The organism is Kitasatospora sp. NPDC003701, from assembly GCF_053587085.1.
In genome coordinates this window covers 87,641-100,137 of record NZ_JBSFNM010000031.1, presented here as the reverse complement: position 1 = coordinate 100,137, position 12,497 = coordinate 87,641, and the positions used below count along the sequence as shown (strand labels likewise).

Sequence of the window (12,497 nt, the reverse complement as noted above, 5' to 3'; positions counted from 1 at the left end):
CGACGCGAGCTGCATGGGCGCCGTCGGCCCGTCGTGCTCGTGCTCGTGCGGTGGGGCGAACCACGGCAAGTCGTTCGGGGCACAGTCCACGCGGGAGGAGACGGAACGGGCCGTCACCGCCTACCGGGCCCGCGTCGCCCGGGAGGAGGAGAAGCGCGCGAAGAAGGAGGCCGCCACGCGGACGCGGGCGCAGCGGGCGTTCGAGGCGTGGAGCGCCGCCGAGCCGGGCCGCGCGGAGCTGCTGGCCTACCTTGCCGAGGGGCCGCACGACAACGACTTCGTGGCGAACATGGCGCGCGAGGTGGCGCAGCTGCGGCCGCTGACGGTGCGCCAGGAAGCAGCGGTGGGGCGGTGCATGGAGTACGCTCGCCGCCGCGCCCAGGCGCAGCAGCGGCGCGGCGAGGAGGCCGCCACGGCGGCCCCCGTGCCCACCGGCAAGGCGCTGGAGATCGAGGGGGAGATCGTTCACGCCCGCTACGACGAAGCGGACTTCGGGTCCGCTGGCCGCTACAAGATGTTGGTCCGTGGCGAGGCCGGGTGGCGGGTGTGGAGCACGGTCCCGGCCGCACTCCTCCGCGCACTCGGCGACGGGCCCGCGCGGTCCTTCCAGGGCAAGCGGGTGAGGTTCACCGCTGACGTGGAGGTGTCGCCCAAGGACGCCACGTACGGGTTCGCCAAGCGGCCGCGCAAGGCCGCCGTCGCCTGATTCCCCCGGTGGGGCGCGCCGTCCGGGCGCGCCCCACCGGCCCCCGGCCCGGCCGCCGTCCAGGCCGGCGCGCCGCCGGGGCGCGCCGTCAACTCCCACAATCCTGAGGATCCCCATGTCCAAGCCCCCCATTGCCGTGGCCATGAACCGAGCGGCCCCCGCCGTCCTGGCACCCGGAATGGTCGTCGAGTGCGAACGCGTGCAAGCCGGCCTCAGGCGGATGGGGACGGCCCGGGCGGTTGTCCTGAGTCGGTTCGGCCAGGACTCCACCGCGCCCTACGTCGTGTGGTTCTACGACACCGAGGGCCCGGCCCGATTGGGCGACGACGCCACCGTGTCGCTCAGCTTCCCGCGCGAGATCACCCATTTCTGGCCGCTGAGCGCCCTCTCGGACAAGTCGCTGCGCCGGATCGTGGCGGGCACCCACGGGTTCGACCCGGCGGCCGAGGTGCGGCGCCAGGCGGGCGAAGCGCTGGAGCCCAAGCGCGCGCAGCAGCGCCGCTGACGGATCGCCGGACGCAGGCCGGCCGTCTGTCCGCGCCCGTCGCGCCAACGGTCCGGCCTGTGCCCGGCGGTCCACCCCACTAGTTTCGATGCATTCTTCATGGTAGTCTTTCTCTTGTCAGGCCGGGTGGCTCCCGGAAGGCAATCGAACCGCGACAGAAGGAGAACGATCATGGCCAAGCGCACCCGTCGCAGCACCCTCACCGAGGCCGAGAAGGCCGCCAAGGCCGCCGAGCGCGAGCAGCTGGCGCAGGAGTTGCACGACCGGCTGTCCGCCGCCGTGATGGGCCTGGTCACCTCCGAGGGCTGGACGGCCATGCTGTACCAGATGGCCAAGGCCGCCGGAACCGAGATCGGCCGGTACTCGGCGAACAACATGTTCATGATCTTCATGCAGTGCCCGCAGGCAACGGCCGTCGCAGGCTTCGGGGAGTGGAAGAAGCAGGGCCGCCAGGTCGTCAAGGGTGAGAAGTCCATCCGGATCTGGGCCCCGATGACCGTCAAGAAGAAGGACCAGGAGACGGGCGAGGTCGCCACGGACAAGGACGGGAACGAGAAGAAGCGCACGCTGTTCAAGCTGGTTCCGGTGTTCGACGTCAGCCAGACCGAGCCCGCGTGGCAGTGGCAGGACCCGGAGAGGAACGACGGCCTGTTCTTCATCACCCCGGCCCTTCCGCAGCCGGTGAAGCGGTTCGGCGCGGACACCCCGGGGGAGGCCCCGGCCGAGATGTGGCAGGCCCTGGAGGCCTACGCCGTCCACCACGGCTACCGGGTGGAGACCGGCGAGACCGGGCGTGCGCGCGGCTACGCGCGGCCGTCCACGAAGACGGTGCGGATCAGCGACAAGGTGACGCCCGCGCAGGCGTCCGTGACGCTGGCTCACGAGGTGGCCGGTCACGTGGCGTGCGGTCACACCGAGGACATGGACGGGTATTTCCGCCACCGGGGGCAGATGGAGACCGAGGCCGATTCCGTGGCCCACATGGTCGCCGCGTTCTACGGCGTGGACGCCACGGTGAAGGTGGCCCCGTACATCGGCGGATGGGCGGGCGGTGAGTCGAAGGAGGTCGAGCGGCTGTTGATCGCGACCGCCGAGAACGTCCGCAAGGCCTTCCGCGCCTTCCTGGAGTTCCGGGAGAGCCCCGAGGCCGCCGCCGCCATGGAGACCGCTCAGACGCCCGCCCCGGGCGCCCCCGAGCCCGCGCTGGCGGACCTGGCCGCCCTGGCCGCCCTCTAGCGGCCCGTGGGGGTGGGGCCCAGCGGCCCCACCCCCCGACACCTCCCGGCCGCCGTCAACGGCCCCGCCCCTGCCGGGCGCCCCCGCCGCCCGGCAGGGGCGCCCGGCAGGGGCGGCAGTCACCCACCGAACAGCCCCAGCTTGGAGAGCCCCGTGCCCACCCACGCCACCGCTCAGCACATCGGCACCCGTTCGCACCAGTGCGACGCCACCGCCACCCGGTCCACCGGCGACGGCGGCCGCGCCTTCGTCCTGCTGGACGGGATCGGTTCCAGTGACCAGGTCCGGGAGTGGACCCGCGCCCGGGCCCGGCGTCTGGCCGATCTGACCGCCCGCTCCCTGGAGCCGGAGGAGGCCGTCACCCAGGTGCAGAACGAGCTCACCGCTCAGGCCGGCTGGGCGCCGGGGGCGTGCGCCGTCGCCGCCGTGACGGGGCCGGATCAGCTGCTGCGCGTCGCGTGGATCGGCGACTGCCGCGCCTACCTCCTGTCCCCGGACGGTCACTTTCAGCGGCTGACCACGGATCACAACCTGCGGGCCGAGATCGAGGCCGCCGGGGGCCAGGCGCCGTGGTGGTCCCGCAACCGCGTCACCCGCTGTCTCGGCCACCCGGACGCCGGGGCCGCGATGGAGCCGGAGCGGACGGCCGTGTACGGCTACTCCGGTGCGCGGCTGCTGCTCGCCTCCGATGGCTGCTACGAGCCGATCGAGGACGCCGGGCGCGACCTGGGCGCGGAGCTTGCCGCCCTGGACCCCGCCGGGTGCGCGAAGCACCTGGTGAGCCTGGCGCTCGCCCTGGGCGGAGAGCACCGGGACAACGCCACGTGCATGGTCGTCGACTTCCCGGACGCCCCGGCGGCGGAGGCCAGTGCCAGGCGCGTGCTGTGCGCCCACGGCCGCGCGTTCATGCGGGACAGCTGTTCCGGCTGCGACGCCGCCGAGGAGACCCCGCACCCCGCCGACCCGGTCACCGTGCGGTCGCCCTGGACCTCCCGCATGGTGAAGCGCTGCCGGACCTGCGCCCAGCCGCCCGGCCGCCGCATCCACAAGGGCGCCTGAGCGCTGCCCGGGTGCCCGTCCCGCACGGGCACCCGGGCAGCGCCCGGCGGCCACCCATCACCGATCAGTCCGAGGAGAAGCCGCGATGAAGCGCACCCTTGAGAAGGCCGTCATGGCCGCCGTCCTGGCCACCTGGGACCCTGCCCGCCGCGGTGAGAACGCCGGCGCCGCCGCGGTCCGCATCACCTTCCCCGAAGGCGCCTTCCCGCGGGCGCCGGCGTGGAGCCCGGGCGACCGCTTCGAGGTCTGCCGGGCCGGGCAGTCCTGGATACGCCGCACCCCCGAGGCCACCACCATGGTCGTGGCCGGTGCGCAGCTGCCGCTGCGCGTCGCGGGCGTGCCGGACGGCCCGGAGGTGTGGACCGTTACCGGCCCGGCGGACGCGGAGCGGCCCGCGTTCCTGTGGGGACAGCCGGCCCGGGTCACCGAACTGCGCTGGGCCCCCGGTATCCGCGTCGGCCGGGAGCTGCTCTCCGGCCACCCCGCGGCCGCAGCCGCGGAGTACTGGGAGGCGTTCGCCGCACGGTGGGGATTCCGGCCGGCGCGCAAGCCCGACGGCCGGTGGTCGCTGCTGCTGCCGTGCCTGCCCGCGCACCCGGACGGGCCGAACGAGCGCGAGGTGATCGATGCCGCCGCGCTGGTGGTCCGGGAGTTCGGAGGCAGGGCCGCAGTCCGGCCCTATGGCCAGGTCGGGGACCCGTTCACCGTGTGGCGGATCCTGGAGTGCGCGGCCGTCCGGCTGCGGACACAGCTGGCTTAGATGCATTCTTCATGGTAGTCTTTCTCTTGTCGGACCGGGTGGCTCCCGGAAGGCATTCGAACCGCACGAGAGGGGACATTCCCATGAGCGACAAGACCACCAACCCGACGGACGAGGGCGGGCCCATCGCCACCTACAGCCGCGCCGAGGCGATCGCGGACGGCGTCCTGGTCGCAGTGCCCGAGGAGGCGCAGCGTCAGGCCGGGCTCGGGTGGCCGACGGCGCTGTCGGAGATGGTTCACGCCCGGTGTGTCACGTGGAACGGCGACCAGGAGATGGAGACGTCGCGCCTGCACACACTGCTGCAGAGGGCGAACTCCGCCGTCCGGTCGTCCATGGGGCAGGGGAGGACCCATCCCAACGTGGCCTTCACCTTCATCTTCGAGGAGGTCGACAACCCCGGCACCGGCCGGGAGACGCAGCTGGTCGCGATTAGGGGGATCGGTGATGACCGCGAGCGAGTGATGACCGTGGTGTTCCTCCACGAGGACTGATGGACCGTCCGGGGCGTGGTTTCGGCTGCGCCCCGGATCCGTGACCCATCGGACGGCCTTGGCCGGTGATGACCGTGATGTTCCCCCACGAGGACTGACGCGCCCGCCGGGGCGGCCCGAGACGGGGCCACCCCGGCCCGGATGCCGGGCGGACCAGGAGTCCGCCACCCGCCCCTCACGACCACCAGGAGAACGACCATGCCGCAGACCGTGACCGCCGAAGCCCCCGACCGCTACGTCACCGCCCCGCTGGGCGCCAACTTCGCCATCGCCCCCGGCGTGGCCGACGCGACCCTGCTCGCGCTGGCGCCGGACGGGCGGCTGGTGGCCATCGGCGCCCGGTGGCGTGCGGACGCCGCCGAGTGGGACCCCATCTACGAGGGAACGTGGCACGACCTGTACGTCACCTTCGGGGACGACCCGCGCCAGTACCACGCTGGTCGGGCGTGGCGGAACACGGTCGTGGAGACCATCGCCCGAACCGCGTACGACGACGGGCACGGATTCGACCTGCGCCGCAAGATCTTCCCCGTCGAGGACGTCGACCCGTGCCGGTGCCGCTACGCCGATCAGCGCTGCGTCGGCTGCGGGCACGAGGTGAACTGCTACGGGTTCGGCGAGGCCGCCGCCGCCGTGGAGCGGTCCCTCTACGGGTCCCCACCGCTGGGCTGACCGCCCGCCCGTGGCCGCCCCGCGCCCTGCGGGGCGGCCACGGGCGCAGCCGTAGGACTTCCGCCGGCGGCGACACCGGCCCCTTCGGACAAGGAACAGGTAGCGCACATGTCCGCGAGACGGTACACCTGCCAAACGATCATCGGCCCGGCACGCCGCCGCTGCGGCAACCCGCCCACCCGGGGGCTCACGTGCACGTTCGACGACCGCACCGAGCACTATCTGCTGTGCGGCGCGCACTGCGGCCAGACCCGGCGGTGGTTCGCCCAGCCGTGGGTCAAGGTGGGCTGCGCCGGCACATCGGAGATCCTGATCTCCCAGCACCTCCCGTTCGTCGGGGCGTTCTGTGCGGGGGCCCTGGACCAGGCGTCCCGGCCGCCGGCCCCGCCCGGAAGTCCCGGGGCCGCCGGCCGCCGCCCTGCGGGCACACCCGGGCTGACGCCCGAAAGCCTGCCTCCCGGCCACGCGGACCACCTGCTCGCCGTCGTCATGGGCTTCGCCGACGGGTATCCGCCGCTGGCGGCCCGGGGGCTGGACGCCGAGGCGGCGGGCCGGGCGTGGTGGGTCGGCGTCCACGACCCCCAGGCCCTGGAGGACCTGGACCCCGAAACGAGGCAGGCGGTCCCCTTCGAGCTGCTGCAGCACATCGCGGAGGCCGCCCCCTACGGCAACCACCCGTTCCGCAGGGTGGAGCGCGACGAGGCCGGCAACGCGTACGGCGTCTACCCCGATCGAACGCCGCCGACGGGCAGGCCCGCATAGGTGTCCCGTCCCGCCGCGGGGCCCGGCCGCCACCACCTCAACGGCCGGGCCACCGACTACCTTCGATGTCTTGCTCATGGTAGTCTTTCTCTTGTCAGGCCGGGTGGCTCCCGGAAGGCAATCGGACCGCGACCGGAAGAGGGCTCACCCATGACCAGCACCATCACCTACGCCCAGCTGACCGAGTACTACGGCGACCCGATCAGGTCTTCGCCCGTGGCCGAGGACTTCACCGGCCGCACCCTGGTCCGGGTGCCCGAGGAGGCGCAGCGTCAGGCCCGGTTCCAGTGGCCGGTGGCACTGGACCTGTCCGTCGCCGACTGCGTGGCCTGGCAAGGCGCTGCGGCCGTCGAGGCCGAACGCCTGGAGACCCTGCTGCGGGAGGCGCACCAGGCCGTGGTGTCCGCGCAGCGGGACGACGACGCGCCGGTGCAGTTCGGCTTCGAGTACATGTCCCGTACCACGGCCTGGCGTCGCACCGTGCAGTTGACCGTCACGTTCGGCCACGACGGGGGTGTGCCGCTGGTCGTGATCACCGAAAGCACCAAGGGCGTACGGGCCCCAGTGCTCCTGGGCTGCTGATCTTCCCGTTCGACACCTGACGCCCCGGGGGCGGCGGTCGCACCCGCCGCCCCGGAGGGCGCCCCCCAGACCGCCCCGCAGCGTCGCCGGATCCCGCCAGGACCGGGCAACCGGTCCCTTCCTCCCCGGAGGTCGAGGCACCCGGGAACAGCTGCGGGGCCCCGGACCGGCCGGGCCGGACACGCGACCCGGGCCTTGGCCCAACGACTCGCTTCCGCGACCCGGCCGGTCCGTCCACCACCCGCATCCCACTGCCAGGAGGCACCATGCAGGCCGAGCCCGACAGCATCCGCCCCTCCCGTACCGGGTCCGCCGAGGGCCGAGACGCGGCCGGGGCCCCGTATCCGGCCGAGTTCCTGGACCTGCCACTGTCCGAGCTGCTGGAACGCCTGGCGCTCGCGGAGCGGCGGGTGAAGTGGGCCGAGGCCGAGGCCGTTCGGGCGTGGGAGCAGGCTCTGGGCCGCCCGTCGCGGGAGGCCGCCCGGGAGTTGCACGAGCGGCTGCGGCGGGTGCGGATCGCGCTGGAGGCGCCGGGGCGCGACAGCGTTCCGGCCGTCGAGCTGCAAGAGGCCCTGTACGGCGAGCTGGACACCGCTCCCGGGGAGCGCGGCCCGGCCCCGGCCGACGGCTGACGCCCCCACACCCCCGCAGTACGGAAGCCGGGCGGGCACCCCCGCCCGCCCGGCCGCTGAACGACCGACCATCACCGCCAGAAAGGCGCCCCCGTGAACACCCAGAACAGCACCCCCGCCGGCACGGCCGGCCTTCCCCGCAACGCCGTCCGGCTGACCGAGCGCGCCCGCGCCGCCGGCTGGACGGTCAGCACCGAGCGCGAGACCGGGAGCGTCACCGTCCGCCTCACCGCCCAGGTGCGCCACAACCGCGAGTCCATGGCCGTCGAGGTGGTCTGCTGCTGGGAGGAGGACCAGGCGCACGCGCTGCGCTGGCGGAACGCGATCCTGCGCAAGGACGGCCGGCCGATCGCCGACCCGTTCGGCTGGCGGGAGGTCGGCAGTCTCCTGGAGCGCTTCGCCCCGGTGATGATCGACGCGGCCGCGGAGAAGGCCGGCCGTACCCACCACGGTCTCAGCGCCGGGCAGTGGAGCGCCGACGCCGACGAGCAGCACCAGGCCGCGGCCGGGCACGCGAGCGAGGTCCGCGGCGTCCAGCGCCGGCTCCAGGAGGAGCGGGCCGCGGGCGCGGCATGGGCGGCGGTCGCCCTGGACGTGGTCACGGCGCAGGCCGAGCGCGTGCGCGACGCCGAGGAGGCCGCCCGTGTCCTGGCGGAGGAGTCGGGAGAGGCCGGGGCCCGCGGCGCGTTCGAGATGGCCGAAGAGGCCCGGACGCTGGCCAAGGCCTGCGAGGACGCAGCCCGTCTGGCGCGGAACGCCGCGCTCGACGCGGAGGCCGAGGAGCTGTGCGCGCCGTACGTCGCCGCGCAGTTGGAGACCGACGAGGCGGAGGAGACCGCCTGGCGGGCGGACAACCCGAACGGCACCGCCGAGGAATTCGCCCGGACGGTCGTCCAGGCCTACGAGGTGCCCGCCCGCCAGTTCGGCCAGTGGTGGGCCGAGCGCCACCGGCCCGGTATGACGTACCTCCAGGGCTACGACGCCTTCCACCCCGGCGCGGACCCGCGCGCCGAGCTGGGCGCGAGCATGGCCCTGGACCGGGACACCAACCGGGCCGTGTACGCGCTCGGGGCGGCGGCCGCCGCGCTGCTGCGGGCCGGCGGCGACCAGGCGCAGCAGGGGCGGGCGGGGAAGCTGGAGGAGGAGTCGCGGCGCGGTGAGGAGCTGTACGCACCGGGCGCGCGTCGTCGCATCGGCGAGGGCCACCAGGCGGCGGTGCGGGTGTGGTCCGCGCTGGTCGACCGCGGGTGGAACCTGTGGCTGTCGCTGGACGTGCTCCAGGACTTCGTGACGCTGGAGCTGTGGGAGCGAGCCGGAGCGGTCGAGGAGGCGACGGCGCTGCGGCGGCTGCTGCTGATCGACCACGGGCTGCGCCGCCGGCGCGAGCGGCACGATGCCGTACGCGAGCGGATGGAGGCCGAGCGCATCGCACGGCACCGCGCCGGCGAAGAGGTCTACAAGGCGGCGCGGCAGGCCGGGGAGGACGAGGAGTCGGCGGACTGGGCGCGATGGGACTTCCTGGCGCGGCGGGACGCCGAGGAGGACGGCCAGGAGGAGGACGGGCGCGGTCGCTTCGCCCGGGGCGCCGACGTGTGGGCCCAGCCGGCGGACGACGAGCCGGGTGCGGTCCCGTACGCGGGGCGGATCGTGGCCTACCGCGGCCGGGGCCGCTTCCGGGTGACGGGCCCGGCGGGGACCGTCCCGTGGGAGGTGCTGGTGGACCGGCTGTCCCCGGCCGAGCCCGACGAGGCCCGGCAGGACCGGGCGCGGCAGGAGGCCGAAGCTGCCCGGCGCCGCGAGGAGCGGGCGGCGCGGGATGCCGAGGAGCAGCGGCGCCGGGAGGAGGCGCGGGCCGTGGCGGAGGCCGCGCTGGCACGGCGGCTTGCCCGCCGGCGGGCCGCCGCCGGCACGGTCGCGCCTGTCGGCGAGCACGGCCAGTGGAACCCGATCCACAGCGTCCCGCGGTCGGTCGCCGAGCTCTGGGCGGCGGCGGCCGAGGGCGGTTGGCGGATGACCTGCCGTACCGGCACGGACGGTCAGATGCTGGTGGTGCGCATCGCGGGGACGACGGACGCCGGCCTCTGGGTGTTCGAACTCATCTGGCTGCCCGAACGCGGCCAGTACTCCGTCAGGAAGCAGCTTGGGGCGGCGCGGTGGGCCGACGGCCGGTCCGGTCCGCGCGGCGGGCGGATCAGGCCGACGGTCCGCGACGTCCTGCTCATCATCATGCAGGAGACCCGGGAGGGGGCCGAGGCGCGGCCGGGTGAGCTGGTCGGCGGGCCGGGGCGGCCGGAACCGGCGGCGCCGGTGGCCCGGGACTGACCGGCCGTTGACCGGGCGGGGTGGGGCGCGCGTAAGGCACCCCACCCCCTTTGAGTGCATTCTTCATGGTAGACTTTCTCTTGTCAGTCGGAATGCCTTCGGGAGTCATCGGCCCGCAGGCGCCCGCGCCGACGCATTTCCGTACACCATGAAAGGTGGGCACCCGTGGCCACCACCAACGCCGCATACTGCGGCCAGTGCTGCGCCGTCGTCACCGTCGACGGCCCGACCGAGTCCTTCCACTGCCCCCACTGCGGGGGCGCCGAGCACACCGTCATCACCGCCGAGCAGATCGGCGCCGCCCAGGAGCTCGCCGACGCGATCGGCGACGGCTACCTGCTCCTCGACGTGAGCGACAGCTCCGCCGGGCTGAACTGCGGGGAGGCGGAGGCCTTCTGCACCTTCCTGCGCGCCTACGGACGGAGCGGCACCGCCGCGGCGTTGCTGGAGGACCACGCGGGTCACGACGACGAAGGCGACTCCCACGGGATCGACGCCGAGGGGAAGGTCTACACCCGCACGTGACCCCCAGCGGCGGGGCGGCCCGGCCGCCCCGCCGCTGGGAGGAGCAGCCGCCACCCACCGCACCCGTCAGGGTCCGGACGGCTACCTTCGATGCAATATTCATGGTAGTCTTTCTGTTGTCAGGCCGGGTGGCTCCCGGAAGGCAATCGAACCGCACCGAGAGGACCCCGATCATGGCGTACCAGAACCCGGCCGACCGCTGGCCGCACCTCAACCGCGAAGCCGAGTACCGCGTGCTGCTCCCCGCAGCGGTGCAGGCCGTGGCGGTTCTCGTGGAGGCCGCCCGGCCCGGCTGGGGCGAGCGGCTGACCGGCCCCGAGATCGAGCCCGCCCCGGCCCGGTGGCCGCTCGGCGTGGGGCCCGACCCGCAGTCCCCCGCCGGTCAGTGGATCGCCCTGTACCGCGACCTGCGCACCCTCCTGGACACCTGCACCCAGGCCCCGGAACCGGAGCTTCGATCCGCCGAACGCCTGGTCAGCACGCTGAGCCAGGCCGTGTGGGCCGGAAGCCAGGGCGATTGGGAATCGGCGGTGCACCGCACCAAGCGGGCGCTGCTGGACAGCTGGCAGTTCACCGGCATCCCGCGCTGAGCCCCGGGGCCGCCGCCGCACCGGCGGCGGCCCGTCCCCGACACCGCACGACGAGGAACCCGATGCCCCGCCTCCCGCTTCCCCTTCCCCCCGAGCTGCTCGACACCCTCATCGACGCCGGCAACAAGGCCCTGAACGACCACTACCACAAGGACCTGTGCAGCTGCTCGCTGTGGCCCGCCTCATGCGCGACGAGCGCCCGCTACTTCCCCGGCTACTGGGACACGAACGCGTTCGCCCACGCCCTGCCCGCGATCATCGCAGCCTACGAGCAGGCGAGGACCGAGAACCCGCCGTCCGCCGATGAGAAGACCACCCCCTCCGGCCAGGCCGAACACCCCGCCAACCCGTAACGGCGACCCCCGTCAGCCGCGCCCCGGCCCCAGGACGCACCAGTACCGCAAGGAAACCCGTGCCCGTCATCATCATCAACCCCGGCTCCGGACCCGTACCGGGCGCCGACCGCTGCACCGCCGACGAGAACATGACCCGGTTCGTCGAGGACCTGGCCGACCGGGGCATCATCGCCACCGGCTTCCTGGCCACCCCGAACGACGACTACGGGCAGGGCCGATACGCCTTCCGCCTCAACCTGCCCGACGGCCGCACCGCCGAGGTGCAGATGCCCGGCCTGCCCCTCGACCAGGTCCGGTGGATGAACGAGCCGGACCAGAACATCTGGAACTACCCCCGTCTTTACGTCGACGGGAGTTCGTGGGTGTGGTGGTACGCGCTGGGCGTCTGCGGCCCCGGCGAGGACTGACCCGCCGTCCGGTCCGGCCGCCACCAGGCGGCCGGACCGAGCACCACCACCCCACCCTCGACCACCCCTTTCACCACCCCCAGGAGAACCCCGTGAAGCGCAGTCTGCGCCGGCACGTCCAGCGCGCCGCCCGCCGCACCTGGAACCCCCACCGGCACCGTTACGGGAACGGCATGGTCGCCGCACTCGTGATCTTCCCGCGCGAGGCGTTCACGGACGGCCCCCTCTGGCACCCGGGCCCGGGCTTCACCCGGTGCCTCGACAACAGTTGGCTGCGCACCAACACCGACGGCACCGCAACGGCCATGGTCACCGGAGTCGGCCCCAAGGAGCACCCCGCCCTCGACGGCGGACCATGGACCGAACCGGAGGTGTGGACCGTCACCGCCGAGGAGGACCTTCTCCTCACCGTCTCCAGCCTCTGGGACAAGCCCCACCGGATCAGCTGGATGAACCGCGAGCCCGGCGCCGCCGTCCACCGCGAGCCCTACGCCTCCCACCCCCAGGCCGCCGTCGACACCTACTGGGAGGCCTTCGAGGAGACGTGGGGATTCGTCCCGACCGCCCTGCCCGGCACAACGGAGCGTCGCTACCTGCTCCTCAGCTGCGATCCCGGCTGGGAGGACCTGCCGAATGAGGTCGACCTGGCGAGGACCGCGCTCACCCTCGCCCGCCGGTTCGGCGCGAAGGTCCGCGTCTACCCGTACAACCCGGCCCGGCAGGAGCTCGGCGGCCCGAGGATGCGCAGCGACGTCCTGACGGTGCAGCGGATCCAGCGTGCCCTCCAGGCGCAGCAGGACAGCTGACGCGTCCGCCCCTTGGCGCCCGCGCCCCGTACGGGTTGCCAAGGGGCGCCGAGCGGCAACCCGCCGGCCGCCGCGCACCGTCC

The 12,497-nt window shown here is 73.9% G+C and carries 16 protein-coding genes; all 16 read left to right on the top strand.

Features of this window, described 5'->3' with window-relative positions:
• Positions 1-706 (top strand): hypothetical protein (locus tag ACWDRR_RS26290; RefSeq protein ID WP_449774691.1); only part of this gene is annotated, 706 nt, incomplete at its 5' end.
• Positions 707-821: 115 nt separating this feature from the next.
• On the top strand, positions 822-1,211 hold the full coding sequence (locus ACWDRR_RS26285; RefSeq protein ID WP_449774690.1) for a DUF6409 family protein: 390 nt from the start codon (positions 822-824) through the stop codon (positions 1,209-1,211).
• 171 nt (positions 1,212-1,382) lie between these two features.
• Complete coding sequence (locus ACWDRR_RS26280) at positions 1,383-2,447, top strand: ArdC-like ssDNA-binding domain-containing protein (RefSeq protein ID WP_449774689.1); 1,065 nt, start codon at positions 1,383-1,385, stop codon at positions 2,445-2,447.
• 153 nt (positions 2,448-2,600) lie between these two features.
• A complete protein-coding gene (locus ACWDRR_RS26275; RefSeq protein WP_449774688.1) occupies positions 2,601-3,506 on the top strand; it encodes a PP2C family protein-serine/threonine phosphatase in 906 nt (301 codons plus the stop codon).
• 85 nt (positions 3,507-3,591) lie between these two features.
• Positions 3,592-4,266, top strand: coding sequence for a hypothetical protein (locus ACWDRR_RS26270; RefSeq protein ID WP_449774687.1), 675 nt, complete (start codon positions 3,592-3,594; stop codon positions 4,264-4,266).
• Positions 4,267-4,349: 83 nt separating this feature from the next.
• The gene (locus tag ACWDRR_RS26265; protein WP_449774686.1) at positions 4,350-4,760 is read left to right on the top strand and encodes a DUF6573 family protein; all 411 of its coding nucleotides are present in this window, start codon (positions 4,350-4,352) and stop codon (positions 4,758-4,760) included.
• Positions 4,761-4,958: 198 nt separating this feature from the next.
• Positions 4,959-5,432 carry a hypothetical protein gene (locus ACWDRR_RS26260; protein WP_449774685.1) on the top strand — a complete coding sequence of 158 codons (474 nt, stop codon included), beginning with the start codon at positions 4,959-4,961 and terminating at the stop codon, positions 5,430-5,432.
• Between the two features lie 108 nt (positions 5,433-5,540).
• Positions 5,541-6,194, top strand: a complete 654-nt coding sequence (locus ACWDRR_RS26255; protein ID WP_449774684.1) for a hypothetical protein — start codon at positions 5,541-5,543, stop codon at positions 6,192-6,194.
• A gap of 150 nt (positions 6,195-6,344) precedes the next feature.
• Positions 6,345-6,776, top strand: coding sequence for a hypothetical protein (locus tag ACWDRR_RS26250; protein WP_449774683.1), 432 nt, complete (start codon positions 6,345-6,347; stop codon positions 6,774-6,776).
• 266 nt (positions 6,777-7,042) lie between these two features.
• On the top strand, positions 7,043-7,408 hold the full coding sequence (locus ACWDRR_RS26245; protein WP_449774682.1) for a hypothetical protein: 366 nt from the start codon (positions 7,043-7,045) through the stop codon (positions 7,406-7,408).
• Positions 7,409-7,501: 93 nt separating this feature from the next.
• On the top strand, positions 7,502-9,730 hold the full coding sequence (locus ACWDRR_RS26240) for a hypothetical protein (RefSeq protein WP_449774681.1): 2,229 nt from the start codon (positions 7,502-7,504) through the stop codon (positions 9,728-9,730).
• Positions 9,731-9,895: 165 nt separating this feature from the next.
• Positions 9,896-10,255, top strand: a complete 360-nt coding sequence (locus ACWDRR_RS26235) for a hypothetical protein (protein WP_449774680.1) — start codon at positions 9,896-9,898, stop codon at positions 10,253-10,255.
• A gap of 173 nt (positions 10,256-10,428) precedes the next feature.
• A complete protein-coding gene (locus ACWDRR_RS26230) occupies positions 10,429-10,845 on the top strand; it encodes a hypothetical protein (protein ID WP_449774679.1) in 417 nt (138 codons plus the stop codon).
• A gap of 62 nt (positions 10,846-10,907) precedes the next feature.
• Positions 10,908-11,198, top strand: coding sequence for a hypothetical protein (locus ACWDRR_RS26225; protein ID WP_449774678.1), 291 nt, complete (start codon positions 10,908-10,910; stop codon positions 11,196-11,198).
• A 59-nt stretch (positions 11,199-11,257) separates the two neighbouring features.
• Positions 11,258-11,608: a hypothetical protein gene (locus tag ACWDRR_RS26220; protein ID WP_449774677.1), complete on the top strand. Its 351-nt coding sequence runs from the start codon at positions 11,258-11,260 to the stop codon at positions 11,606-11,608.
• Positions 11,609-11,700: 92 nt separating this feature from the next.
• Positions 11,701-12,414: a hypothetical protein gene (locus ACWDRR_RS26215; RefSeq protein ID WP_449774676.1), complete on the top strand. Its 714-nt coding sequence runs from the start codon at positions 11,701-11,703 to the stop codon at positions 12,412-12,414.
• The last annotated feature ends 83 nt before the right edge of the window (positions 12,415-12,497 follow it).